At 56.2% G+C, this 23821-nt stretch carries 27 protein-coding genes and 3 pseudogenes; 17 read left to right on the forward strand and 13 right to left on the reverse strand.

Annotated features, from left to right (window positions below; genetic code table 11):
- Window positions 1-164: 164 nt before the first annotated feature.
- The 4 genes from NO878_RS13625 (at window position 165) to NO878_RS13635 (ending at window position 3413) form a co-directional block, all read left to right on the forward strand.
- Complete coding sequence (locus NO878_RS13625) at window positions 165-755, forward strand: TetR/AcrR family transcriptional regulator (RefSeq protein WP_256406522.1); 591 nt, start codon at window positions 165-167, stop codon at window positions 753-755.
- A 244-nt stretch (window positions 756-999) separates the two neighbouring features.
- Window positions 1000-1155, forward strand: a complete 156-nt coding sequence (locus NO878_RS17315; RefSeq protein WP_424020093.1) for a DUF7535 family protein — start codon at window positions 1000-1002, stop codon at window positions 1153-1155.
- Window positions 1156-1443: 288 nt separating this feature from the next.
- A complete protein-coding gene (locus NO878_RS13630) occupies window positions 1444-2460 on the forward strand; it encodes an LLM class flavin-dependent oxidoreductase (RefSeq protein ID WP_256406523.1) in 1017 nt (338 codons plus the stop codon).
- 2 nt (window positions 2461-2462) lie between these two features.
- A complete protein-coding gene (locus NO878_RS13635; RefSeq protein ID WP_256406524.1) occupies window positions 2463-3413 on the forward strand; it encodes a universal stress protein in 951 nt (316 codons plus the stop codon).
- A 381-nt stretch (window positions 3414-3794) separates the two neighbouring features.
- Here NO878_RS13635 and NO878_RS13640 read toward each other — a convergent pair whose 3' ends face one another.
- The 4 genes and pseudogenes from NO878_RS13640 to NO878_RS13655 form a co-directional block, all read right to left on the reverse strand.
- Entirely contained in the window at window positions 3795-4457 is a 663-nt protein-coding gene (locus tag NO878_RS13640; protein WP_256406526.1) for a hypothetical protein, read from the reverse strand.
- 433 nt (window positions 4458-4890) lie between these two features.
- Window positions 4891-5540, reverse strand: a pseudogene (locus tag NO878_RS13645) (transposase); the annotation flags it as partial.
- A gap of 72 nt (window positions 5541-5612) precedes the next feature.
- Window positions 5613-6904 (reverse strand): annotated as a pseudogene (locus NO878_RS13650) (MFS transporter).
- Window positions 6905-7070: 166 nt separating this feature from the next.
- A pseudogene (locus tag NO878_RS13655) lies at window positions 7071-8195 on the reverse strand (MBL fold metallo-hydrolase).
- Between the two features lie 182 nt (window positions 8196-8377).
- On the opposite strand from NO878_RS13655, the gene NO878_RS13660 reads away from it, so the two are divergent.
- A complete protein-coding gene (locus tag NO878_RS13660; RefSeq protein ID WP_256406528.1) occupies window positions 8378-8941 on the forward strand; it encodes a class I SAM-dependent methyltransferase in 564 nt (187 codons plus the stop codon).
- Window positions 8934-9302, forward strand: a complete 369-nt coding sequence (locus NO878_RS13665) for a rhodanese-like domain-containing protein (protein WP_256406529.1) — start codon at window positions 8934-8936, stop codon at window positions 9300-9302. Before NO878_RS13660 ends, NO878_RS13665 begins: the two co-directional genes overlap by 8 nt.
- A gap of 112 nt (window positions 9303-9414) precedes the next feature.
- Here the strand turns inward: NO878_RS13665 and sta1 are convergent, their stop codons facing one another.
- The 6 genes from sta1 to NO878_RS13695 all read right to left on the reverse strand — a co-directional run bounded on the left by sta1 (window position 9415) and on the right by NO878_RS13695 (window position 13262).
- A complete protein-coding gene (gene sta1, locus NO878_RS13670; protein WP_256406530.1) occupies window positions 9415-9819 on the reverse strand; it encodes a Sta1 family transcriptional regulator in 405 nt (134 codons plus the stop codon).
- A gap of 66 nt (window positions 9820-9885) precedes the next feature.
- Window positions 9886-10869, reverse strand: coding sequence for a sulfite exporter TauE/SafE family protein (locus NO878_RS13675; protein WP_424020094.1), 984 nt, complete (start codon window positions 10867-10869; stop codon window positions 9886-9888).
- Window positions 10870-10886: 17 nt separating this feature from the next.
- Window positions 10887-11036, reverse strand: a complete 150-nt coding sequence (locus tag NO878_RS13680) for a DUF7512 family protein (protein WP_256406532.1) — start codon at window positions 11034-11036, stop codon at window positions 10887-10889.
- A gap of 92 nt (window positions 11037-11128) precedes the next feature.
- The gene (locus NO878_RS13685; protein ID WP_256406533.1) at window positions 11129-11581 is read right to left on the reverse strand and encodes a DUF6691 family protein; all 453 of its coding nucleotides are present in this window, start codon (window positions 11579-11581) and stop codon (window positions 11129-11131) included.
- On the reverse strand, window positions 11578-12078 hold the full coding sequence (locus NO878_RS13690; RefSeq protein WP_256406534.1) for a YeeE/YedE family protein: 501 nt from the start codon (window positions 12076-12078) through the stop codon (window positions 11578-11580). Before NO878_RS13690 ends, NO878_RS13685 begins: the two co-directional genes overlap by 4 nt.
- A 2-nt stretch (window positions 12079-12080) precedes the next feature.
- Entirely contained in the window at window positions 12081-13262 is a 1182-nt protein-coding gene (locus NO878_RS13695) for an MBL fold metallo-hydrolase (RefSeq protein WP_256406535.1), read from the reverse strand.
- Window positions 13263-13468: 206 nt separating this feature from the next.
- Here NO878_RS13695 and NO878_RS13700 point away from each other — a divergent pair, with 206 nt between their 5' ends.
- From NO878_RS13700 to NO878_RS13725, 6 genes are all read left to right on the forward strand, one after another.
- Window positions 13469-13711: a sulfurtransferase TusA family protein gene (locus NO878_RS13700; protein ID WP_256406536.1), complete on the forward strand. Its 243-nt coding sequence runs from the start codon at window positions 13469-13471 to the stop codon at window positions 13709-13711.
- 2 nt (window positions 13712-13713) lie between these two features.
- Window positions 13714-14286, forward strand: a complete 573-nt coding sequence (locus NO878_RS13705) for a DsrE/DsrF/DrsH-like family protein (RefSeq protein WP_256406537.1) — start codon at window positions 13714-13716, stop codon at window positions 14284-14286.
- 129 nt (window positions 14287-14415) lie between these two features.
- The gene (locus tag NO878_RS13710) at window positions 14416-14733 is read left to right on the forward strand and encodes a rhodanese-like domain-containing protein (RefSeq protein WP_256406538.1); all 318 of its coding nucleotides are present in this window, start codon (window positions 14416-14418) and stop codon (window positions 14731-14733) included.
- A gap of 104 nt (window positions 14734-14837) precedes the next feature.
- The gene (locus NO878_RS13715; RefSeq protein WP_256406539.1) at window positions 14838-15233 is read left to right on the forward strand and encodes a DUF302 domain-containing protein; all 396 of its coding nucleotides are present in this window, start codon (window positions 14838-14840) and stop codon (window positions 15231-15233) included.
- A gap of 42 nt (window positions 15234-15275) precedes the next feature.
- A complete protein-coding gene (locus tag NO878_RS13720) occupies window positions 15276-15986 on the forward strand; it encodes a DUF2270 domain-containing protein (RefSeq protein WP_256406540.1) in 711 nt (236 codons plus the stop codon).
- Window positions 15987-16035: 49 nt separating this feature from the next.
- Window positions 16036-16374 (forward strand): DsrE family protein, encoded by a 339-nt coding sequence (locus NO878_RS13725; protein WP_256406541.1) that lies wholly within the window; start codon window positions 16036-16038, stop codon window positions 16372-16374.
- Between the two features lie 4 nt (window positions 16375-16378).
- On the opposite strand, the gene NO878_RS13730 is transcribed toward NO878_RS13725, so the two are convergent.
- From NO878_RS13730 to NO878_RS13740, 3 genes are all read right to left on the reverse strand, one after another.
- Entirely contained in the window at window positions 16379-17299 is a 921-nt protein-coding gene (locus NO878_RS13730; RefSeq protein WP_379824272.1) for a sulfite exporter TauE/SafE family protein, read from the reverse strand.
- 332 nt (window positions 17300-17631) lie between these two features.
- Entirely contained in the window at window positions 17632-17919 is a 288-nt protein-coding gene (locus NO878_RS13735) for a DUF7521 family protein (protein WP_256406543.1), read from the reverse strand.
- Window positions 17916-18275, reverse strand: coding sequence for an ArsR/SmtB family transcription factor (locus tag NO878_RS13740; RefSeq protein WP_256406544.1), 360 nt, complete (start codon window positions 18273-18275; stop codon window positions 17916-17918). The genes NO878_RS13735 and NO878_RS13740 overlap by 4 nt, the downstream gene beginning before the upstream one ends.
- 954 nt (window positions 18276-19229) lie before the next feature.
- Here NO878_RS13740 and NO878_RS13745 point away from each other — a divergent pair.
- The 5 genes from NO878_RS13745 (at window position 19230) to NO878_RS13765 (ending at window position 23678) form a co-directional block, all read left to right on the forward strand.
- Window positions 19230-19916 (forward strand): SCO family protein, encoded by a 687-nt coding sequence (locus NO878_RS13745; protein WP_256406545.1) that lies wholly within the window; start codon window positions 19230-19232, stop codon window positions 19914-19916.
- The gene (locus tag NO878_RS13750; RefSeq protein WP_256406546.1) at window positions 19913-20461 is read left to right on the forward strand and encodes a TlpA family protein disulfide reductase; all 549 of its coding nucleotides are present in this window, start codon (window positions 19913-19915) and stop codon (window positions 20459-20461) included. The genes NO878_RS13745 and NO878_RS13750 overlap by 4 nt, the downstream gene beginning before the upstream one ends.
- Entirely contained in the window at window positions 20458-21123 is a 666-nt protein-coding gene (locus NO878_RS13755) for a cytochrome c biogenesis CcdA family protein (protein WP_256406547.1), read from the forward strand. The genes NO878_RS13750 and NO878_RS13755 overlap by 4 nt, the downstream gene beginning before the upstream one ends.
- Before the next feature lie 118 nt (window positions 21124-21241).
- Window positions 21242-22690 (forward strand): cytochrome ubiquinol oxidase subunit I, encoded by a 1449-nt coding sequence (locus NO878_RS13760; protein WP_256406548.1) that lies wholly within the window; start codon window positions 21242-21244, stop codon window positions 22688-22690.
- Window positions 22683-23678, forward strand: a complete 996-nt coding sequence (locus NO878_RS13765) for a cytochrome d ubiquinol oxidase subunit II (RefSeq protein ID WP_256406549.1) — start codon at window positions 22683-22685, stop codon at window positions 23676-23678. Before NO878_RS13760 ends, NO878_RS13765 begins: the two co-directional genes overlap by 8 nt.
- Window positions 23679-23821: the final 143 nt, after the last annotated feature.

Here is a 23821-nt window from a genome sequence, read left to right on the forward strand (position 1 = left end):
TACTAACTGGTTAGTCAAAGGTCTTTCGGGAGTACTAATAGATCACAGAAGAGAATTATAGAGCACGCTGTGAGACAATATCCCCGCTGATTGTCCAGTAATCAAAAAGGACGCCCCTCGTAGGGTCATAATCGTTATCCAGCCATAGATAGAACCACCGCCTAATGGTTGATCCATCGAATCGAACCTTCTCAGAATCTGACGAGGCGATCATGGAGGCAACGTACCGGGCCCTTCGCAAACACGGGTACGCCGATCTCACGATACAACGGATTGCAGACGAATACGGAAAATCTACGGCTGCTGTACACTACTATTACGACACGAAGGAGGAACTTCTTGCAACCTTCCTCGATTACCTCCTAGAACAGTTCGTCGATTCGATACACGATGTCGAGACAACCGATCCGGAGGAACGGTTGGAATTGCTGCTAGATGAACTTCTCGTCAAGCCCCAAGAGAACCCTGACCTCTCCGTTGCACTGTTGGAAATGCGAAGTCAGGCTCCGTACAAGGAAGCGTTCAGTGAACGGTTCAAGCAGAACGACGAGTATATCCGGTATATGCTGAAGGCAGTCGTCAATCACGGAATCGACGAAGGCGTGTTCAACGACGTCGATGCCGATTACGTAACCCGCTCACTGATGACGATCGTCGACGGGGGCCGGACACGGGCAGTGGTGTTGGACGATCTCGAATCACTCGAAACAGCACGGCAAACGGCGCGTGAGTACGTCGATGCGATGTTGCGGTAGGGGTTGTCGAGTTGGCGGTTGGAATGGAGGTTCCAGAGAGTCTGAGTCTCACCTGCTTTCCCCGCATCAAGCACTTTCTCCGCACTTCACCGGTAGTACTGTGGTGGACGTCCGCCGAATTGCTAACTATTTATTCAGTGTGAGGACACTCTCAAACGCAAATATTCGCACAAAGAGCGTGAATCCATCTATCAATTACTTATCGAACAGTTAGTTTTTGGTGAAGGAGAAGAGAGTGGTATGCATGACGAGCTCAGTAAATCGCTCCCGAACGGATCGGTCAAACACACAAATGAGTGTACTTGGCTATCTAATCGCTGCGCCGATAGTTCTCATGATCCTACCCGTTCTCCCCGCACTGGGACTCCTCTGGATCGGAGACAAAATATCGCCGGAATGAACTATCTAAGAGGGGGCGGCCTGCTCGTCGATGTATCTCACGTAGGATCGAGTCTATTGGGTCGAAGAGTCTCTATTGGGCGAGAAAAAGAGTGAGGAGGAGTGCCTCTGACACTAGCTAATTACTTGGTTAGCACAAAAAAGATTTTCAATTAGAGCGGTTTCTAAGCTGTATACGGGAAATATTGATGAATACTCTCTAAGTCGCCTCGTAGAAGGAACGTCAAAACGGCATCGAAAGAAGTTAGACTAACCAAACCGTTAACTCGCATCGCCGCCGAACTCGAGTATGGATCTCTCCGTCGTCGACCTGTCTCCCGTGCCAAACGACGGGACAGCGAGTAATGCGTACGCCAACACCATTGAGACCGCCAAACAGGCCGAAAAACTCGGCTACTCGCGGTTCTGGGTTGCTGAACACCACGGCATGGCGAACTCCATCGCTGGAGTGGCTCCCGAGGTGTTGCTCGGGCATCTCGCTGCCGAAACGAATTCGATCCGACTCGGATCAGGGGCAGTATTACTCAACCACTACAGTCCGTTCAAAGTCGCTGAACAGTTCGGCGTCCTCAGTGCACTCGCTCCGGATCGTATCGACGCTGGACTCGGACGGGCGAACGGATCGCCTGCCGCTGATCGCGCACTCGGCACGGATCGCCACGTCCAGAATCCTGATGAGGACCATACAGAGAAGATCAAGGCTGTGGTCAATCACCTCTACGACGCCTATCCCGACGACCACCCCTACAGCGATCTGATGATTCCGAGGTCAGGTCGGAGTGTCCCTGATCCGTGGGTGCTTGGTTCGAGTCCCTCCAGCGCGACTATCGCCGGTGAGCTAGGACTTCCGTATTGTTTCGCCGCGTTCATCCGACCGCAACTGGCCACACGCTCGTTCAAGGAGTACCGTCAGCACTTCCAGTCATCATCCCTCGCTGGCGGTGTGGACGAGCCACAGGGGATAGTCGCAGTAAATGCAGTGTGTGCGGAGACCGATCACGAGGCGGCACGACTTCGCTCGGTAGCCGAAGCGACCTACAAGCGGATGCAACGTGGCGTCGTCGGTACACGACCGTCTGTGGAGGAAGCGGTCAAGGAACTCGGTGGCGTACCCGAACCAACACCGGCGACGCTGGATGCGAACGAGTGGCCGCGTTCGATTTCCGGAAGCCCCGATACACTTGTCGGGCTCTTGGAACAACTTACTGAGCGCGTCGGCGTCAACGAGGTGATGATCCAACACACCGTCGCGGATCACGAGGACGCGCTCCGTTCGCACGAATTGCTCGCCGATGGAGTCGTATAGACATGACGACGACCGAAGAGCCAAGCGAAGAAGCGGAGAACTCCATTACTACAGCCGATAGTATCCTCGTTGCGACCGACGGGAGCGATGCAGCGGAGCAGGCAACGAGACACGCGGTGCGGATTGCGGAGGTCTGCGGTGCAACAGTCCACGCCTTACACGTCGTATCGCCGCGGCTGCTCGGATTCCTCGAAGACCGCACCGACCAAGCGATCGAGACCGAGTCGCTCGGGGCGGAGGCCCTTCGGGTGGCCAAGCGAATCGCCGACGAGGCAGAAGTGCCGATTCAGACGACCGTCGAGTACGGTAATCCAGCGGAGACGATTCTGTCGTATGTCGAGACCCACGACATCGACCTCGTCGCGATGGGCACGCGCGGACGGACAGGCCTGCCGCGGTACCTCTTCGGGAGTGTCGCCGAGACTGTGCTTCGAACCGCGACCGGTCCTGTGCTGGCGACGCAGGCCAGCGAGCACTCGATGTCCTACGACGACATCCTCGTCCCGATCGCCGGTGAGAGGGAGAGTCGTGCTGTCCCGCAGATAGCGATCAACTTCGCAGAACAGTTCGACGCGACGCTCCACCTGTTTCACGTCGTCGACCGTCGTCTACTTGCGTCAGCGTATGATCTAGGCCCCGTGCGGTCCGACGTCGAGGCGACGCTGGAAGAACGCGGTGAGGACCTCCTCACGTCGGCGAAGACACCGTTGAAGACTGCGGGAATCGAGTTCGAGACGCACCTGAAGAGCGGTCTCCCCGTCTCGCAGCTCCGCGCGTTTGTAACGACCGCCGATGTCGATCTGGTAGTAATGTGGTCACACCGCCGACGCGGGTCCGACCGACTCCTGCGAGGCAGCGTTGCCGAGAGTCTACTGCGGTCGGTGACGACGCCAATGCTGATAGTCAACGGCGAGACGGGTGACAGTGACAGTGACAGTATCCCGCCCGAGTGAATCACCCGACAGAAGCGAAAGAAGAGGTCAAATCCAAGTAGATCGCAGACAGCGGGATCTGGCCCTCCCGTCGGATAAAGCGGGGGATATCTTTCTGGGTATTCCTGTGGAATAACCCCGGAATCGTCGTTCGAGTCCTTCTATAGTATCGGTGAGTCGGTCACACTATCGGGGAAGATGAGGTCTTCATAACCGGTTCGACAGCTAACGCACAATCCGATATGCGGGTAGTTATCCAATTTATTCAGAATCCCTGGTAACCGCCGATTCCACATTCTGGGGTCAGAGCTTTCATTCAGTGCATCAACCATCAATAGTGATCGAACACCGCGAGACTCGCCGAACGAATCCAACGCTCCCAAGAACTCCTCAGGCGTACAATCATAGACCAAGTCGCTCAATCATCTGAGCCCAGATATCTCGGTCTCTGAAGTTCTCAGCAAGGAGAAGAACCGTTGGATAGCCATCTTCCATCCTATTCTTAGCAACGTTGCAAAGGAGATGGGTTTTTCCTACACCCGCATCCCCGAGCACCTTCAAAACAGAATCTTCAGCAGCTTGAAGATCATTGCTGTCGAGATACCCCCTCAAATCGGCAACGGCGCCTCGAAGTTGCCTGAGATCATACATTGCTGACCTCCCCAGGCCTTCTGTCTCACTCTTCTCTTCATCTGTTTCTTCCTTGAGTGCTCGGAGCTGCGGTGCTAATTCTCGTATTGCATTCTCTGCTTTCTCCCCGTTTTCACGTAGCTCCGTTAATGGAATATCCTCAGAAATTTGTTCAATATCCTCAAGCAGATCGGGTAGGTTTTCTATTGCCTGACGAAGGTTTAGCGTGGCGTCTTTATCGACTTCCTCCAAGACTTCAACCCGTCTTTCCGTAAACAGCTTACTGGCCTTCTCGTTCAAATCATCAAGTAATTCATTCACCTTCTCCTCGAATGTCGGCGTCCTTCCTAGAGGTTCAAAAATATTCGCATTACCGGTATCTACGTGAAGTTCTGGACTATAGCGGTCTTTGGCATTAGAAATAGACACATCCATCTGATCCTGGAGCTTAGTGTCAGTAAGATGGTCTGAATTAAATCAGAAATAGATCCTACCTTTGTGTTTATCTTGGCTAAGAAATGTTAGAAGTTCTGAATGCCCCCAGAAAACAAACTCCACATCCATACCCTCTTCCTCAGCCCATTTCTCCCATTTTCCTCCCGATCATTCCATTTCTCTAGGGCAGTTTTGATCCCCTCCCTCGGACTATGAGGTCTATCACAGGGAACGCGTGACCGTGGAAGTTGAGACTACAGCGGGTTTAGAAGGGCTGTGATGCGTGAATTTGACCGATTCGGTCAGCGGGTACTGCCCCAGATGGCCCTCCAAGCGGCCATTCTTGTCATACACTCAACTATATGGGCAAATTTTCGAGACTTCCAGCAGCGTAGCCACTCAGACGGCACGCTAACCCGAACAGAGTTCCTCACTACCCGATTCCAGTTTCCTTCTTCAGCAGCGTCAGTGTGTTGTCCGATGTAATCACCGGTGAGTGCTCATACTCGCCAGTCAACTCGGCTTGGACGAGTAGATCGACAGCCCGCCAGATTGAGTAGAGGAGACGGGCGAATGCGAAGTAAAAGAACCTGAGCCCGAAATCTTTCGAGATCGTCGCAGCCATGAACCGCTTAATCGATTTGTACCGCTCTCGATCTCCCAGCGGTGGCCGTACTCCGTGAGGTGTCCACTCTCTCAATTCGTCATGAATACCGAGTACTGCCGGTGATCATCGTGCTCGGAGTCCTCTTTCCGACGGTAGATCAGCGTCGTCTCGTGCCATTCGTTCTTGCCCAGATGGAGTTTACGGTCGGTCTCGTATCGATCCCGGTCTCGTTGGAGCAACCGCTTGGCCTGGGCTTTCTCGCTGGTCTGCATCCGCTTGGGAACGACATACGATAGACCACGCTGGCTGAGCATCTCCAGGACGTGCTGGCTGTCGAACTCCCGGTCCATCAGTACGTTATCGACGTGGACAAGACTCTCTGCTGAGTCGAGCAGATCCTCGACGATTTCCTTGCGTGACTCGCCTCTTCGAACTGGCCGCGCATCAAGCACGAGTGGGACAGCGTTGCCGACCAACGCGCCTCTGGGAGGAGTGAAATATGACACCACTGCCAGGGTCCTCTCAACGAAAACTACAGAGTCCTAGTGTTAATCACAAGTTCCTGTGTCCGGCAGAGTTTCGGTCGCGGGTGCTGGTGGTTCGTGGGTCCCGAAGTTAGGATGGGTCTCCTCCATCCAGACGTACACGATTGTCCCCGATACGAACATCAGGAGTGCAGTCGCGTAGAACGCAGCCTCGGCACTCACGAACTCCATCGTGAGTCCAATCAGGATCGCGCCGACGCCATAGCCAGAGTCACGCCACATCCGATAGACGCCCATCCCGGTCGCGCGCCATGTCGGGTGGGCCGCATCGCCCGGGGCTGTCATTAGATTCGGGTAGAGTAATGCCATCCCGAGACCCGACACCCCAGAGAGCACGACCCACGGGAGATACCCGTCGACGAGAACCATCCTGAGGACGCCCATGCCGGCGAGGAACATCCCGGCAAGAACCGGCGGTCGGCGTCCGATGCGGTCAGCGAGTCCACCGGTCGCAATCTGGAGGAAGTACATCGCGCTGTGGACGGCCACGACGAATCCAATGGCCGCAATTCCGAGTCCCTGACTGGTGAGATACAGCGGGACGGCAAGCCAAAACAGCGTGTCGACGAACTTCTCGATATGACCCGCCTGTGCCGCGGCGAATAGTGTCTTGTCGCCGTAGGTCGCCCGCTTTAGCACCTCGACGAACGGAAGATTCGCGTCATGGTGCCCGTCGTCATCGATTTCTATCTCTGCGAGCTGGACGGTTTCCTTGATTAGGAAGATGGAGATGAGAAACGCCAGCACGACGACGGCGGCGAGGAAGTAGAACGGTTCGGGTCGGAGGCTCGTCCGGGCCGCGATGACGCCCGTAACCCAGGCACCGACGGCGACACCGCTGTACCCGAGCGCCTCGTCAATACCGACGGCTAAGCCTCGCTGTGAGGGGCCCGCAATATCGATCTTGGCGTTGATCGCCATACTCCAGGTCAGCGCCTGATTAATCCCCAGCAGGACGTTCCCGAGGGTAATCCAGCCCCAATTCGGCGCAAAGATGAGGATGATCGGGAGCGGAAGTGCGGTTGCCCATCTGAAGATGAGTACGGGCTTGCGGCCGTATTCACGCCCCATTTGCCGGCATAGAGATTGAAGAGTGCTTTGACGAATCCGAACGAAACGACGAACGAGCCGATGACGAGGAGCGACTCGACACCGAGCACGTCGCGACCCAGAACCGGGACGACCGCCCGCTCAGATCCGATGGTCAATCCGGTGGCGAACACGAGCAGGACGTGCAGTGAGAGCTGCCTGAGGTGCTCACGGATGCCCTGTTTGTGTGCGAGTTCCGTGCTCATGGATTGCTCAACGGCGCAGTTATTGGGACCTAGTTCCAGCTCGGCCAGTTCGTCGGCTGGGACCGATTCTTGTCCCACGTTCGTTCGCTTGACGCGCTGGAGGTTCGGTGGAACTCCGGAAATTCGTGGTAGGAGTGGAGCTCCCTTGCCACGAAATTACGCGGCATTAGTTCGCCGCGCAGTTGTTGGGCCCAAGTTCGAGCGCCTCGACATCGCTACCGGGCTGTTCTTTGCCCCAGTTGATTTGCTTGATCTAGTTGTAGTTCGCAGGCTCGTCCGAGAGACTCGCGAGGATAGTCTCGACGAACGTCTCCTCGTCGCCGTCTTCAACGTAACTCAGGAGTACGTTCGTCGTCTCTGCCTGAAGATCGCCGAGTGCCGTCGCAAGCGGTCGGACGTCCTCATCACTGAAGTGGCCAGGGAGGACAACGGTCTCGTCTGAGAGGTCGGTTAGCGTGGTGAGACTGTCGAACAGCTGGCTGGATGCCTCTCGAATGGCCTCTTCGGAACTGTTCTCAAGATCAGGCCGGCCGACGCTCCGCAGGAACAGCGTGTCTCCAGAGAGAAGTGCGTCGCCGAATCGGAACGAAACGCTCCCAGGCGTGTGGCCGGGCGTGTGTAGCACATTGAGCGCTCGGTCGCCGACGGAAATGGTGTCTCCATCGACGATTTCGGTGACCTCTTCGAGTTCGCCTGCATCCTCGGGATGGAGGTAGTAGGGAATGTCGAGTTCGCCAGCGAGACGGCGGGCGCCGGAGATGTGGTCGGCGTGCGCGTGTGTGTCAGCGACCCCGATGATGTTGAGGTCGTTGTCGTCCGTGACGTTCAGGTACTCATCAATGCACTGAGTCGGGTCGACCACGACGGCTTCGTCACCATCGTGTGCGAGATAGGACACACAGCCGGTTCCGGGGCGGACAATCTGAAGGAGGCCATCAGTGCTAGTAACATCGTATTCGCGGTGGACACGCCCCCAAGCGTTCATGCCGTTGAGGATGGATTTCGCATCGAATCCGTGGTCACAGAGAAATTCAGCAGCACGGGCAGACGTAACGCCTCCGACACAGACGACGGCAATCTCCTCATTCTCCGGAAGATCATCGAGATGTGCCTCGAGCCCCGAGTAGTCGTACTCGAGGAGTTCGTCGTAGATCGGGATGTTCGTGCTACCCGGAATTTGCCATTCCTCGTGGGCATCCTTGTTGCGGACGTCAAGGACGAATATGTCCTCAGCGCCGTCTTCAGCGATACGGCGGGCAACTTCGGACGCCCCGACAGCAGTATTTCCCATTATGTCCAATACTACTCGCTCAATGGGATATAAATGTGTTGGATAGTAGATCACGGATACCACCAATATGCGCTTATCTGCGATCAATTAGTATTTTCAGGTGATCTCAATACTCCAAAGAAACAAACGAGACAATATTTGGGTCGCCAATTATTTCACACTACGCACATTACTATACACTCATGGGGTATCACACATTCGACGCCGCCAAAGCGAAAAAGCTAGAGGATGCTGCGACACGCTATCGGTACATCTCGCGAGAAGAGCTTCTCTGGGCACTTGATCCGACAGCATCCGAGACAGTCGCTGATCTGGGTAGTGGAACTGGCTTCTACACAGATACCGTCGCACCTCACGTGGATCAGGTCTATGCAGTTGATATTCAGGAAGATATGCATGATTACTACCGTAAAAAGGGTGTTCCGAAGAATACGGAACTCGTCACGTCTGGCGTCGATAATCTTCCCTTCAAGTCAGGCGAACTGGATAAGGCAGTCTCGACGATGACATATCATGAGTTCGCGAGTGCTCAGGCACTTTCCGAACTTGCACGCGCTCTCGCTTCCGACGGCCGTCTCGTAATCGGCGATTGGTCAGCGGACGGCACCGGCGAAGATGGCCCGCCACTGGAAGAACGCTTCACCACCGATGAGGTAACGTCAGCGCTTCGCGATGCCGGGTTCGAGATCGACTTCCGAGCAACACGACCGGAAACATTCCTCCTGGTGGGCGTCTACGATGAGTAGAATTGGACCATCGCGATTGGACGAGCGTCGGTCTAATGGCGAGATGTTCATCCTCGACGTCCGTCCAGAACAGCAATACCAAGAGGACCATATTCCGGAAAGCTACAACGCACCAGTATACCACGATCTCCAACGAGGAAATATCGAGGCGCTCGATCAGTATCTGAACGCGATTCCAGATGACACGGAAATTATAACGGTATGCAAGGCTGGGATTGTTGCGCGAAAAGCGACTGAGTGCCTCGAGGAAGAAGGGTATACTGCTACGACGCTTACTGGAGGATATACAGGGTGGCGACAGTACGAGCGAAATACAGTCCTGTACCGAATCGTCTCGTTCTTCCGAAAGGCAGTTTGGTAACTGTTAGAGCGAGATGCCCGGGTTTTGATGGTTCACACTACCTAAAATTGAGTCACTCGTCCTAGGTATTCTCACCCATCACAGGGCTATAACTCAATTGTGAAACGTCGAACTAGCTCTCAGCCGATGCGGCAGGCTGCGGTTCGTTCTCGTATTTCTCTTCGAACTCACCGATGAGCTGCCCCATTTTCGCGTACCAGTCATTGAGCGTTCGCTGCATCTCGTTCGTGATCTCCTCAGCATCGCGTGGGTGGTAGACGTGGTAGTAGCCACCCTGTTCATAGTTCACCTGTTCCTTCTGGATGAAGCCAGCCTGGAGCAGGCGCTGAACGCTACGATACGCGGTTGACCGTTCACGGTCAATCTGTTCCGCGATTTCGTCGACGGTGAGTGGTTCCTGATGGTCTTGAAGCAGCTGGAAGATGTCCTTATCAATCTCCTTGAGATCGTGGAAACACTCCAGCAGCCCCTCACACTGCATGTCTTTCCGGAGCATCTCGCTCATTGAGTTAGCCATTACTAACGGTAGATAGGAGATACAGCCTCAAAAGTGTTTGTTTAGTTGGCACAATACTGTACCGATCTATGACGTGGTGAGTCGACACCACATTCCAGTCTCGTCGTTCCGGAGTCGACAGATAGCAGCGAGGACAACAGCGCTGCTGACGAGGAGCGCAGCCCCGAAGATGAGTACGGTACTCACTGTATTGAGAAAGTCAATACCGTAAACCGCCCCTATCTTATTCGAGGCGACTGCAACGCTCCCGGCGAGCAGCATCGCAGCGAAGTATCCCTTGATTTCGTCTTCATCGACAAGATTCGTCGCCCCTGCCCCGATGCGTGCGCCGAGCGCACTTCCGATGAGCAAGAAGGCGACGACAGGTACCGCAACAGATCCAGACCGTGCGTACGTGAACGCGCCGAACGCTCCCGAAATCGTGATCTGGAGGATGTCAGTTCCGACCGCGATAGCGGCAGGGACACCGAGTCCGTACATCATCGCCGGCATCAGGAGGAACCCACCGCCAACGCCGAGGAATCCTGAGAGGACCCCAATAACGAGCCCAATCCCGAAGATTATCGTCGCAGAGACGCGGACACCACCACGTAGCGTCACCATCGGCGGAATGTGGATCGACTGGACTCGATCTGCAAGGTCATTACTGGCTTCGGTGGTCTCAGCATCGGACCATGCGTCCCGTAGCGTGAGCAACCCGACCGCGGCGAGAAGTCCGACGTAGGCGACGTTGATGAGGAGATCAGCCATCCCAGTGGCCTCCAGGAAGAACACGACACTCTTCCCACCCTCGATGCCAAGCGTCATCGCGACCGTCATGATTACCGCGAGCTTGTAATCGACCTGCCCGTGGTCACGGTGGCGCAGCGCACCGATAACGCTCGTCCCGAAGACGAACGCGAGGCCGCTCCCTACAGCTACCGTCGATGGATAGCCCATGACGAGCAACGCGGGCGTCACGAGGAACGACCCACCCATCCCGAAAAACCCGAAAAGGGTCCCGATGAGTAGCCCGAACCCAATGAAGACCGCGACCATCACGAGGCTCATGCCGAAGATGGCCATCTTTAGGCACCCCCGATAGCGTCGATCACAGCTGATCCGACCGTACTACTGAGCACACCGTACACGGCGTACAGGGCGATAGCCTCCGCAAGGACAAGTCCCACGGTGGCGACAGCCTGTGCTGAACCGCTCATACTCTCGAGTCCGAACATGTTATGCGATCTCCTTAATCCTGTTTTGTAATTCCATTATTACACAATATTACTGACCTGCGTCGATTCTGTGAGGGGGCGAAACCATTGGGTTAGCTGCCTCCAGTATTGCCGCCTATGAGCGAACGGACATGCCCTTGGGCGTATGCGCCGAGGAACATCCCCGCGATTGCCCAGAGAATGGGGTAGTTGCCGACCCCGAAGCTGGCGTAGGCCGCGCCGGGACAGATTCCAGAGAGCCCCCATCCGACACCGAAGATCACGCCGCCAACGACGACGTTCCGGTCGAACTCTTTCACACGCCGGGTGTACTCGCTAGCAGTGAGCGGCGCGCGGTTAAGATATCGCGTCGCAACAGCGAACGTGACACCCGTAACGGCGGCCGCTCCTCCCATGACGAACAGGAGGCCGAAGTCCTCGAATTGGAGGAAGTCCAGCACGACTTCCGGACGAGCCATCCCGCTGATGGCCAGCCCAAGGCCGAAGATTAGTCCCCCGACGTAGATGACGGGGAGGAACCACGGGCTTTGAGTCTCATTGCTCATGGTGATACCCCCAGTGCTTGGACGAGTTGCGCGGTTCCGATGGCGAACACCATGAAAGTCGCGACGTTCACGAGCGACGTGTTCGAGAGCGAGCCGACGCCACAGACGCCGTGCCCGGACGTACAGCCCTTCCCAAGACGAGTCCCGACGCCTACCAAGATACCGCCGCCGAGCAGCCGCCACCACTGGACATCAGTCGTCCAGATCGTTGGATCGGGGGCGAGCACGAGTCCCCAGATGGCGGCGCCACTGACGATGCCGAGCGTGAACACGACCCGCCAGTTCCGTGACTGAACGTACTTGAACCGGTTGAACCGGTCGACATCCGAGACGTACGAGAGCGTCGACTCAAGGAACGTACTCGCACCCGCAATGATCCCGGTCGCGAGATAGATAACCGCCGCGCCGAGCCCGACGAGCAACCCGCCGAGGAGGTACGGCAGTATACCTCGCGGGAAGAAATCGCTGACTGCGAGTAGTGGGACGAGTGTCTCCATCGTTAGTTCGTCAACGCCTCTTCGCTCGCGGCACAGTTGTTCGGACCAAGCTCCAGCTCGAACGCTTCTTCGTCGTCAGGAGTCTGCTGGCCGAGGTTCGTCGCGATGATGTCCTCGTAGTTCGCTGGCTGCGGCGGCATATCAGCGACGATGAACTCGACGAACTCGTCCTCGTCCATAGTGAGTGCATCCATCCGCTCAACTAGGTCCCTTAGTTCCGCTGTATAGGTTCCATCGTCGTTCGAGGTCGCCGAGTCACTGAAGTGAGCGGGCGCGACGATCGTATCCTCGGGAAGCGTCAGAACTTGCTCCTGGAGGCTTTCGTAGAGCGTCCGAGCTGCATCCTTCGCAGCCTCAGGGTCCTCGAGGTCCGGGCGAGCCACGCTCTCGGTAAAGAGACCGTCACCGGTGAACAGGACGTTACCGACTTTGTACGTGGTCATTCCGCTCGTATGACCGGGTGTCGAGATGACCTCGATCTCCGTATTGCCGAGAGGGAGCGTGTCAGTATCCGTGACGGTCTCGTAGGGTTGGTCGTACTCGACACCGCGCTCGACGGCCGCCTCGGGAAGCACGGCGGTCGCGGCTGTCTCGTCGGCGAGGTCGCGGACACCGGAGATGTGGTCGGCGTGGATGTGTGTATCGAGCGCGTACACAAGGTCGGCACCGATGACGCGTGCGTCCTGCTCGTATTCGTCGGTGAACGCCCGAAGTGGGTCAATAACGGCCGCCTCACCGTCCGAAGCGACGAGGTAGGCAAGACAGCCACTGGACGGCCGCCGGTACTGGGCGATTGTGGCGTCGGCAGCCACGTCGAACTCCTGATACTCGTAGATGCGCGCCCACCCCTTCATACCACGGGCGAGGTGATCTACGTCGTAGCCGTCCTCCTCGAGATATTCGGCAACGAGTTCACTCGATCCACCCTTCGCACAGAGAACCGTAATGCGCTGGTCGTCAGGGAGCTCGGCATCGAGATCTTCTGGAATCCCGTCGAGCAGCTGGAAGTACGGGTAATTCACGATCTCGACGTTCTCAGCGTCGATATGCCACTCTTCGAAGTCACTCTCCGAACGCACGTCGAGGATGAGTACCTCCTCGCCGCTGTCGATTCGCTCCTTGAGTTCCGTCGGCGTCGTCGATGCGACCGTTGCGTCCGAGTTGGACTCTTCCTTTTCGGTCATCGTCATCCTCATCTACCTACTGCTCACAAATAAGGCTTTGTATAGTAGTGCATTCACTATGCAACACTATTGGGGACAGTATCGCTTTTTAACCATGAATCGGGCATGATTCTTAATAACTCGCGTATAGGGTATTGCTGAATATACGAACTACTACCGATATACTTTTCTACTGTCGACCAATATTGGGTAATGAAGTCAATACCATGACGCAGTACGAAGCCACTGAGACTCTCGACGTAAAGGGCGAAAACTGTCCGATGCCGGTCGTCAAGACGAAGCAGAGTATCGACCAGCTCGCTGAAGGCGAGATCCTCGAGGTCCTTGCGACTGATCCAGGTAGCATGAGCGACCTGGGCGGCTGGGCCGACACGACTGACGGCGTCGAACTGGTCGATCAACAGGAGGGCGACGGCGTGTACACGCACTACGTGCGCAAGACCGAATGACGATGAGTGCAGACACTCCCGACGCGTCACCCGACGACGCACCCTCGCGTGCAGAACTGGCCACACGTGTCGACGAACTCGAAAACGCGCTCGAGGAGGCCACCACCGAGGACGACGGCAAGAAGATGAGCATCATCGCCACGAAGGGAACGTTAGACATGGCGTACCCGCCACTTATCCTCGCGAGTACGGCAGCAGCGTTCGGCTATGAGGTGACGGTCTTCCACACGTTCTGGGGGCTCGACATCCTCCACGAGGAACGCTCCAAGAACTTGCAGTTGAGTTCGGTCGGCAACCCCAACATGCCGGTCCCGAATGCCATCGCTGCGCTCCCTGGGATGGACCGCGTGACGACGAAGATGATGGAAAAGAAGATCGAGGACAACGACACGGCTACGATCGAGGAACTGATCGACACGTCGCTCGAGATGGGCGTCGAATTCCAAGCGTGTCAGATGACCATCGACCTAATGGACTACGACGAGGACGACTTCTACGACGGCGTGACGACAGGTGTCGGTGCCGCAACGGCCATCCAAGATATGGCCGACGCCGACATCCAGCTCCTCATCTAATTCTGAAGTTTCTTCGGTTCCAGTCGTAGGCCCAGGCAAGCGTATGGTCGAGCCCTATGCGTGAAATTTATGAATTAGTATTGTGTAGTCTTGCTTGTATTAACCAATACTATAATCTCTCCGGAAGAAGTGAAGTCCCGCCCTGACGACGTGTTCATCCTTGACATTCGGCCAGCATACAGTTTCGAGGAAGAACACATCGATGGGAGTTACAATCTCCCGGTTTACGATCAACTCAAAGGAAAGAACTTCATTGGGCTGGACGTCTCAGCAGTAGAGCTGCCTGATGACCAGGAGATTGCCGTGGTCTGTTTCAGTGGGTCAAATGCCGCGATTGCTGCGTCCCGACTTCGTGAACACGGCTTCAATGCAAAGCGAATGATCGGAGGAATCAACGGCTGGCAATCCGAGACTACTGGGACTATCCAGACCGCTCAAACGGTCTGAAGCGGTGACCATACATTCCCCACCGAGCCCATTCGCAGTAGCCATCTTTTCTCCGTTACCGGTCAGGCGCAATACCTATTAGCAAGGTGATTATATTGGATAGTATGCCCTATACTCTGGATAAGCATGTTGATGGCGAGTTCGATGAGGTAATCGATCAGACGATGAATACACTGTCCGAGGAGGGATTCGGAGTTCTCTGTGACATCGACGTCCAACAGACGCTCAAGGAGAAACTGGACGAAGAGTTTCGTCAGTATCGAATCCTCGGTGCGTGCAACCCGCCGCTCGCGCATCAGGCCCTCGAAGAAGAACTACAGTTGGGGACGCTTCTTCCCTGTAACATCGTTGTGTACGAGACCGACGATGGCGAAACCGGCGTGAGCGCAGTCGATCCCGAAGTCGTGCTTTCCGTAGCCGAGAACTCTGAACTAGACTCAATCGCAGCAGACGTGCGGGAGCGGTTTGAACGCGTCCTCAACGAACTGCCGGAAGCCTAGCGCCATATAGACAGATAATATGCTCACTTCCACTTACCATCGATGACTGGACCTGCCTCAGAGGATGTAGACCCGACCGATCCCGAGTATCGAGATGTCGGTGAAGGATTACTGGACGAAGAGATGGGGCCCAGTTCCGCGATGGCGCACCTGTATCGCGGCGAGATCCATCGGATGAAGCTGTGGCGAGAGCGTCTCGACCGGACGACAAACTGGGCCGTTATCGTCATGGCCGCGATTATCACATGGGCATTCTCCAGCCCTGACAACCCCCACTACATTCTTCTTATCGGTGTCGCGACTCTTTCGGTCTTCCTCGTGGTGGAAGCACGTCGCTACCGCGGGTACGAAATCTGGCGTACTCGGGTTCGGATTCTCCAAGAGAACGTGTGGGCGTACGGGCTTGATCCATCAGCTGGCGTCGTTGATCCAAATTGGCGAGAAAAGCTCAGCGAAGATTATCGAACACCGACCATCAAAATCAGTGCTGAAGAGGCAATCGCTCACCGGCTTCGGCGCATATATCTTCCCCTATTTGGAATACTGTTCGCTGCGTGGCTCGTCCGTATTACAGCATTCTCTCCTGAGCCGTGGATAGAGAGTGCAGCAATCGGCATGATTTCGGGTACCGTGGTGCTCGCGACTGTCGGACTCTTCTACCTCACCGCGCTCCTCATCGCGTGTCGGCCGCGGACGTGGCATGCGAAAGGGGAACTTCGAGCCGAGGATCTCCGGGAACAGCGACGCAAGTAGTCGCCGCACAAAAACAGTGTTTTGAGGATAGCTTCACGATACTACCGGGATGAAAGCCGTCTTTCACCACTCGAACGACGCTCAAGAACTTCACGCTCGTGTCGTCGGGAACATCGCGAATCTATTGGATGACGAAACCATCGACGTCGAAGCCGTCGCACTTGTCGCAAATAGCGGCGGGCTAGAACTCCTGAAAGCTACGTCACAGCAGCGCGAGCAAATCAGGGACCTAATCGACCGTGGCGTGAGAGTCAAGCAATGCAGCAATACGATCGAAGGAACCGATATCTCAGAAAACGATCTCATCGAAGGCGTCGAACTCGTGTCGTCCGGCGTCGGCGAGTTAACCCGCCTCCAGAATAAGGGATACGCATATATCAAACCCTAACGCGCTAGAAAAGCTTCGGAATCGTATTCCGAAAGATGTTGAGCGAGATGACCAACAGCAGAGTAATGACGAACCAGTTGAATTTCTGCTCGTCGACCTCGAGCCGGCGCAGATACGTCCCGAGGAGGAGCCCCACAATCGTAATAACTGCAATAACAGATCCGAGCCAGAGCCGGTACGTGGTCATGAGATCAGTAAAAAGCGCCATCTGAAGAATGCGGACCGTGAAGATGATACCCAGAACCATAGAGAGCCCGCCGATATAGCGCTCGGTATCACGCTCGAACGTATGGAAATACGCCGGAAGTAGTGGACCGAGGTTGGATGCTGCGAGCAGGAATCCCTCGAGGAATCCAGCGGTGCTGAGTGCGATTGGGTGGTGTGCTTCTTCGATTGTCACAAAATTCTGAACGACTTGGAACACGACGTATGCGAAGATAATCACGCCAATGAGGAACGGCACAATCGGTCCAGCGGTGTACTGTGCAAGGAAGTAGACGCCAGTGATTGACCCGACAATTGCCAGCAAGATGAGTATCCATTCCTGGCGAATAAACGAGATTCCGGTCTTGGTCTCGCCAATCTGGAACATATTGATCATCCAGGGCGGGATTGCGAGAACGACAACTGCAAGCGTCGGGTCGATGACAGACGCAAAAATGGGCGTCGTAATGAGTGCGTACCCGAAGCCTATCATTCCCTTCACGACGCCAGCGACAATAGCGACGACAGCAAATAGGAGGAATAATTCGGTCGAGACATTCGACTGGACACCTTTCGTAGCGTTCTCCCAGCCAGGGAAGAAGACGATCGAGCTCGTGAGAACTGCAAGCGTCGCAAACATCATCGTGACTTCTCGATACCGGAATTGAAGCAGGTGCTCAATGAACTGTCGAGGATTAACTCTGGATTTACGTGTACTCATGAGATGGGGGAGTCTACTGATAGCTAACAGTAGCTGGACGTGTAATTCAGTGTCCCCCTCGGCAACGTACTCATACAGGTGTGACGAGTCGATAACTGCAATTCTCACCATTTCCTCGGTAGACGAGCGATATTATAGGGTTTTTAGAATCCAGAGATGTCGCACATATCGGCTAATTTTGCCATTGATTATCCCAATATTAGCTGATTCAGTCAATCACCAACGAATCAATAAGATGGGTCTAGCGGGTTTCTATGCACTGAGGAGTACTCGTCTGACTGCTCGATATAGATCCCAGTCTCATATAAGAGTCTCAACACTGTAGCATTCTGCTAGATGTTCTGTTGTTCCGGATCAAGCATAACAGATCGTAAAATCAGCAACATTCCAATAGAGACGAGTGCCGCTTGAACGAGCGCGGCTGAAAATAGCGACGTGTTGAACGTGTTGAGAATGAGTCCTTCACAAACTGCGCCGATCCCGATAAAGACGAATCCAACCGAAACATGGAACATGGGATTGCTTTCGCTCCGTCGATACGCATAGAACGCAAGATACGCAACAGAGAGACTCAGCGAGAGCGCGATCAGCTTTATGGCGATGATCGGGATGCTAATCATATATTCTCGCGAAAATTGTTCCAGAGCGTGGTGAAGTTGTCGGCGAGCTCGTCCCGAGTCTCGACTGACAGTTCGAGCTCACCGTCGGAAATGGCAACTTGAAGCGTTTCAATTGTCGTTTCAAATAATTGTTTGTGTTCGCCACCGGAACCGATCGTCGAATGGACTCTGATGAGGTCGTGTTCCTGTAGGGTGGAGATACGTCGGTAGATTGTCGCCAACGACGCATCACATCGCCGACTGAGCTCTTTCGCCGTTCTGGGGGATTCATCAGCAGCTAGCAAGATCTCCCGAGAGTAGTCGTCCGCGAAAAGCTCCAAGAGGGCCGCAGACTGGCTGTTTTCCCCTGTCGTCATATGGTTATATTACGCGTTCATCTGCAAAGAAGCGACGATTTGGCCACACTAAACGTATCATTGCTATGAACAACAAAACGGAACTCCCACGAAATCGAATCAGCTTTTCTACGAACGAGCAAACAGACGGCCTGCTTTATTTGCCGGAGATCGAAACGAAAGAGAGATGCGATCGCGATCAAGACGCTATCTAAAAGCAACGATCATCAGTACCGGTGGTTTCGTGCTCTTTGGGATTGTCACGGGCTTGATTTCGAATCCTCTCTACATTCGGCAGGTACCACGAACGCCGCTGGATTATCTCTTTCTCACCACTACTGCGGCCTTCTTGGGAGTATACACCTTCCAACGAACCGACAACCAGCGCAATGACGACAAGACAGCTACTGCAGGAACAGTGGTGGGCTTTCTGGCGTTCGGCTGTCCAATCTGTAATGCGTTTCTGCTCGCCTTGTTTAGCAGCTCCGCACTAATGACGTATTTCGACCCGTTACGACCCCTCTTAGGTATGGGAAGTATCGTATTCTTTGCAGGACTTCTTTACAGCCGTTCACAGAGTTCATGTGACGCCTGTAGCATAGAAGAACAGGGGAGTCAAACTCACTAGCAAACATACAGAATGACAGATACTGCAACAGGCGAAGCTGAAGACGCGGACTCGAAGAACAGATGGCCATTAATCGGGCTTGGCGGTGCCGTAAGTCTCTGCTGTCTCTTTGCGGCACCAGCAGCGACAGGTGCAGCCGGAGCCACCGTTGCTGGAGGGGCTACAGCGGCTTTCGGTGGCGGCATAATTCGAATCCTTGTCTCAGCCATAGCCGTTGGGATTGTTGGCGTTGCCATCCAACTGTGGCCCTCTTCGTCGTCCTGCGAACGATAAACACAGACCCACCTTCTTTGCTGGCGGTGCAAAACGCCAGACGATACTTGTTCGGATGATGGTAAGCCCCGGATATGGATCGACGAAGGTATTTACAGTCGATCGCCGCAGCCGGGACAACCGCAAGCGTCGCTGGTTGCCTCGGCGTACTTACTGAATCTGGCGCTGAGGGAACAGTCCTTGGCCCGCCTGAACAGGATCTAAGTGAAGCCGCCCATCCGAGCTACGGCGACGAGATGCCCGAGTTCACCGTCCCCGACCCGATTACGGGTGAAGATATTTCAACGACTGATTTTGAAGGGGAGCGAACCATCCTCTGGACATCGTTCTACACGAATTGTCCGGACGGTGTCTGTCCCGCTCTCATTCTCCGACTGCGGCGGGCACAGGAAGTCGCTACCGAGGGTGGGTACGGCGACGCCGCCGCCTTTCTCGCACACACCTTTGACCCTGAGCGCGACACGGCCGATGTCCTCCGCGAGTACGCCCGCCAGCAGGGGGTTAATCTCGACGCCGGCAACTGGCACTTCCTTCGGCCGGAGAGCTACGAAGCGGGACAGGAACTGCTAGAAGAACAGTTCGGGCTGGTCATCGAGAAGCGACCTGCTGAGGATCTCGAGAATCTGGAGTATCAGTTCCCACACTACGGGCTGATCCTCCTCGTGAACGAGCGTGGCATCGTCGAACGGGCGTACCCGAACGGTGCGTCGGTCGATGTCGAGACCGTCGAAAACGATTTCGAGCAGGTGGTCACGGCATGAAGCGTCGGAACCTCCTTGCTGGACTCGCTAGTGTCGGGGCAATTGGTGGCGCTGGGCTCGTCGCGACCGGGACAATTCCTGACACCTTCAGCAACAGGAACGAGACACCGGAGCCAGTCGAGCCGACGACACTCGACACGATCGAAGCGCCAGGAAGCCGCGATGGTGAGGTAACGATCCCCCCAGATAATCAAGCCACATTCGTCGACTTCTTCGGAACTTGGTGTGCGCCCTGTGTGGAACAGATGCCAGCACTCGGTGAGGCTGAGGACCGGATTGGAGATGAGGTACTATTCGTCTCAGTAACAACTGAAGACGTTGGTGGGTCGGTCAGCGAGGAAACGGTCGTTGAGTGGTGGAGTGAAAACGACGGTGATTGGTTGGTCGCTGCCGATGTAACTGCTGAACTTGCGGCGAAGCTAAATGTGGGAGCCTATCCAACTGCTGTGGCGCTCGATCCAACTGGCCGAATCCAGTGGTCTGAGTCCGGCATTCACACCGCCGACGAGATTGTCACAGGAATCGAGATCGCCCTCAACGCATGATCAGCGAGACGCTTCTGACAAACGTCTCGTTCGCGCTCACAGCGGGTGTAGCAACGTTCTTTTCACCGTGTGCCTACCCCCTGCTGCCGGGCTACGTTGGCTTCTACGTGAACTCTACGAACACCGAAAGCGCCTCTATCACAGGGGCGGGGATTCGAGGAGTGGCAGCCGCATTGGGCGTACTTGCGACGTTTGCGTTGCTGGGTGGGGCCACGACGTGGGTCGGCCACGAGGCACTATCAGATATTACTATTTTTGAGACACTGGTCGGCGGATTGCTCATCATCTTCGGATTACTTGTCGCATTCGACCGCGCTCCGTCACTGTCGTTATCACTTCCAAAGCGCCGATCAAGCGTTCTCGGCTTCGGTCTTTTTGGCGCGGGATACGCATTAGCTGGTGCCGGATGCGTCGCCCCAGTCTTCCTCGCAGTTGTAGCCCGGGCTATCACCCTCTCGACCGAAGCAGCGATGCTCGTATTAGGAGTCTATGCCGGTGTTGTTGCTGTACTAATGGCTGCAACAACCGTCGCAACCGGAGTCGGTATCATCAGTAACGCAAATCGCGTAATGGCTCATGCTGGATGGCTCAAGCGGCTCGCCGGCGTTGTGATGATCATCGCTGGGATCGGTCAACTCTATCTGTCAGTTATCGTATACTGATACGGCGATTGAGGTGTACAAATAGTATGGTTCTAATAACACAATACTGTTGTGGTGAATGCTCCAAAGTAGGAACTGTTGGGCTACTCATAAGCTATTGTGCCGTAGCGCAAGGTGAATGAGTCCAATCACACTACTGAGTGCCGTCGACCCAGTATGGGTGGCGTTCCTCTCTCCGGAAGTCGCGAGTCGTATGCAGTTCGGATGGACGATCTCCGTTCACATCATCTTCGCATCCCTTTCGATCGGGCTCGCACCGTTTATTATATACTTCACCTGGAAAAACGTGCGGACGAACGAAGAGCGGTATGCGCGATTGCGCTCGTTCTGGGTGAAGGTTTTCGCCGTCGGCTTCGTGATGGGTACAGTCACCGGGATTCCGATGAGCTTCCAGTTCGGTACAAACTTCCCGCAGTTCGCCGAGGTGGCAGGGGAACTGATCGGCGGGCCACTGGCCTTCGAGGCGAAGATGGCGTTCTTCTTGGAGGCCGTCTTCCTCGGCGTGTTGCTGTACGGTCGCGAGCGCGTCACGGACCGAACGTACGTCCTCTCCTCGGTCCTTGTCGGCGTCGGCGCCTGGCTGTCGGGGTTCTGGATTTTGATCGTGAACGCGTGGATGCAGACACCTCGGGGCTACGAGATGGTCACCCGTAACGGGATGGAGGTCGCCAAACTCACAGACCCCGTCGCCGCGTTCCTCACTCCGCGAATGCCCTGGATGTACGTTCACATGATGAACGCGTCGGTGATATCGGTCGCACTGCTCGTTGCGGGCGTCTCGGCGTACATCGTCTGGAAGAAGCCTGACACGGACGCCTGGAACTCCGCGCTCAAGCTAGCGGTGGTGCTTCTGCTCGTCTCTGCCCCGTTCCAGGCGATTCATGGCGACGCGTACGGCCGTCACGTCGAGGATACCCAGCCACAGAAGTTTGCCGCGATGGAGGCCCACTACGAGACGGGGCAGGCCGACCTACACCTGCTCGCGTTTCCAAAGTCACCTGAGGCACTTACCGACCCGCGAGCCGAGAACCTGTTCACCGTGAGCCTTCCCGCAGTCGGGTCGTTCCTCGCCAGTGGCGGGGACTTCGACGCCGAGGTCACCGGACTGAACGAGTACGAGGAGAACCCGCCCGTGGCGCTCGTGTTCTGGTCGTTCCGTTTCATGATCGGGCTCGGGTTCCTGTTCATCGGGCTCGCGCTCTGGGGCGGGTTCCTCATGTACCGAGGCCGGTTGGCTGACAGCACACGCTACCTGAAGGCGATGATCGCTGCATCGCCGTTCGGCTACGCTGCGTTGCTCACCGGCTGGTACGTCACCGAGATCGGTCGGCAGCCGTGGGTCATCCAGGGCGAGCTCAAGACGAGCGAGGCGGTGTCATCGACGCTCACCGGGGCCGAGGCGACACTGACCCTGGTCGGGTTCGTCGTGCTCTACGTCGGGCTGGTGCTGACTGCGCTGTACATCCTGAAGTGGCTGGTCCGGGAGGAACTCCGGTCACTCGGCGTCCGCGAGTCGAGTGCCGGGCGCTGGCGCGGGCCGCTCCCGTGGGTGACTGGCGATGACTGACCCGCTGATTCCCGTCGACGCGTACCTCGTCGAGTCCCTGCCGGAAATCTGGCTTGGCGCGGTGCTGTTCGCACTGGGGATGTACGTCGTCCTCGACGGGTTCGACTTCGGTATCGGAATGCTGTACGCAACGCGGTCGGACGAACACGAGCGGGAGACGTTCCTGGCGGCGTTCGGACCGGTCTGGGACGCGAACGAGGTGTGGGTCGTCGCCTTCGGGACGATGCTGCTAGCGGCGTTCCCGCGCGTGTACTCGCGCCTGCTGGCGGACAACTATCTGCTCGCGCTCGGGTTCGTCGTCGCGTTGGTGTTCCGCGGCCTCGGTCCGGAACTCCGCGAGCAGCGCGACGACGAGCGCTGGAAGCGCTACACCGATTACGCGTTCATCGGCGGGAGTGTGTTCGCGCCGCTCCTGTTGGGGATGCTCGCGGGGCGCTGGCTGTTCGGCGGGGCGACGCTACCAGTGGCGTTGACTGGCGTCGGCCTGGTCGCCGTCTCGATAGCCACGGGGGCGGCGTTCCTCGCAGCCAAGACCGAGCCCGGTCTGGCATCGGAACTGCGAGCGTACGGCATCGGTGCGACACTGGCGTACCTTGGCGGTGTGGTCGTGCTGCTGGGAACCGTCGTGCTGACCGATGCGGGCGGCGCTGCCGACGGGGTGCTCTCGCTGCCCGTCGCTGCAGTCGTCGTTCTCTCGATCGCCGTCGGGCTGGGCGGGAGCGTACTGGCCAGACGCGGCCGGTACCGAGCTTGGCTCGCGAGCGCGCTGGCGCTGCCCACACTGTTGACGATCTTGGTCGCAATTCTGCTGTACCCGACGATTTATCCGCCGACCGGGCTGTTGGTTAGAGAAGCGGTCGTGTCGCCACTAGCGCTGAACCTCGTGACCGTCCTCGGGTTTCCGGTCCTGCTGCTGGTACTGTGGTACTTCAAGTTCCTCTACGGCGTGTTTAGCGGCCCAATCGAGGGTAAGGGCTACGGGGGGTAACCTCACCAACCTCTCGTCGTTCCATTCTCCGCTCAGTACTGGTGACTCTCCGATCGGGGATGTGTACGATATGATGGAATCACATCCTCGTGATAGTGTATCTCTCTCGGTGTCACACGTCACTAGTGCCGGCGCCTTGAACG

Source organism: Haloplanus ruber (genome assembly GCF_024494725.1).
In the GTDB taxonomy this organism is placed as follows: domain Archaea; phylum Halobacteriota; class Halobacteria; order Halobacteriales; family Haloferacaceae; genus Haloplanus; species Haloplanus ruber.

Coding starts and splice junctions, on each gene's coding strand:
- NO878_RS13695 (WP_256406535.1), bottom strand. CDS start 13,262: ATGACCGAAAAGGAAGAGTCCAACTCGGACGCAACGGTCGCATCGACG.
- NO878_RS13715 (WP_256406539.1), top strand. CDS start 14,838: ATGCCCTATACTCTGGATAAGCATGTTGATGGCGAGTTCGATGAGGTA.
- NO878_RS13665 (WP_256406529.1), top strand. CDS start 8,934: ATGAGTAGAATTGGACCATCGCGATTGGACGAGCGTCGGTCTAATGGC.
- NO878_RS13755 (WP_256406547.1), top strand. CDS start 20,458: ATGATCAGCGAGACGCTTCTGACAAACGTCTCGTTCGCGCTCACAGCG.
- NO878_RS13685 (WP_256406533.1), bottom strand. CDS start 11,581: ATGAGCAATGAGACTCAAAGCCCGTGGTTCCTCCCCGTCATCTACGTC.
- NO878_RS13740 (WP_256406544.1), bottom strand. CDS start 18,275: ATGACGACAGGGGAAAACAGCCAGTCTGCGGCCCTCTTGGAGCTTTTC.
- NO878_RS13745 (WP_256406545.1), top strand. CDS start 19,230: ATGGATCGACGAAGGTATTTACAGTCGATCGCCGCAGCCGGGACAACC.
- NO878_RS13635 (WP_256406524.1), top strand. CDS start 2,463: ATGACGACGACCGAAGAGCCAAGCGAAGAAGCGGAGAACTCCATTACT.
- NO878_RS17315 (WP_424020093.1), top strand. CDS start 1,000: ATGACGAGCTCAGTAAATCGCTCCCGAACGGATCGGTCAAACACACAA.
- NO878_RS13675 (WP_424020094.1), bottom strand. CDS start 10,869: ATGAGCCTCGTGATGGTCGCGGTCTTCATTGGGTTCGGGCTACTCATC.
- NO878_RS13690 (WP_256406534.1), bottom strand. CDS start 12,078: ATGGAGACACTCGTCCCACTACTCGCAGTCAGCGATTTCTTCCCGCGA.
- NO878_RS13700 (WP_256406536.1), top strand. CDS start 13,469: ATGACGCAGTACGAAGCCACTGAGACTCTCGACGTAAAGGGCGAAAAC.
- NO878_RS13720 (WP_256406540.1), top strand. CDS start 15,276: ATGACTGGACCTGCCTCAGAGGATGTAGACCCGACCGATCCCGAGTAT.
- NO878_RS13630 (WP_256406523.1), top strand. CDS start 1,444: ATGGATCTCTCCGTCGTCGACCTGTCTCCCGTGCCAAACGACGGGACA.
- sta1 (WP_256406530.1), bottom strand. CDS start 9,819: ATGGCTAACTCAATGAGCGAGATGCTCCGGAAAGACATGCAGTGTGAG.
- NO878_RS13760 (WP_256406548.1), top strand. CDS start 21,242: ATGAGTCCAATCACACTACTGAGTGCCGTCGACCCAGTATGGGTGGCG.
- NO878_RS13765 (WP_256406549.1), top strand. CDS start 22,683: ATGACTGACCCGCTGATTCCCGTCGACGCGTACCTCGTCGAGTCCCTG.
- NO878_RS13730 (WP_379824272.1), bottom strand. CDS start 17,299: ATGAGTACACGTAAATCCAGAGTTAATCCTCGACAGTTCATTGAGCAC.
- NO878_RS13640 (WP_256406526.1), bottom strand. CDS start 4,457: ATGGATGTGTCTATTTCTAATGCCAAAGACCGCTATAGTCCAGAACTT.
- NO878_RS13750 (WP_256406546.1), top strand. CDS start 19,913: ATGAAGCGTCGGAACCTCCTTGCTGGACTCGCTAGTGTCGGGGCAATT.
- NO878_RS13625 (WP_256406522.1), top strand. CDS start 165: ATGGTTGATCCATCGAATCGAACCTTCTCAGAATCTGACGAGGCGATC.
- NO878_RS13705 (WP_256406537.1), top strand. CDS start 13,714: ATGAGTGCAGACACTCCCGACGCGTCACCCGACGACGCACCCTCGCGT.
- NO878_RS13725 (WP_256406541.1), top strand. CDS start 16,036: ATGAAAGCCGTCTTTCACCACTCGAACGACGCTCAAGAACTTCACGCT.
- NO878_RS13735 (WP_256406543.1), bottom strand. CDS start 17,919: ATGATTAGCATCCCGATCATCGCCATAAAGCTGATCGCGCTCTCGCTG.
- NO878_RS13660 (WP_256406528.1), top strand. CDS start 8,378: ATGGGGTATCACACATTCGACGCCGCCAAAGCGAAAAAGCTAGAGGAT.
- NO878_RS13680 (WP_256406532.1), bottom strand. CDS start 11,036: ATGTTCGGACTCGAGAGTATGAGCGGTTCAGCACAGGCTGTCGCCACC.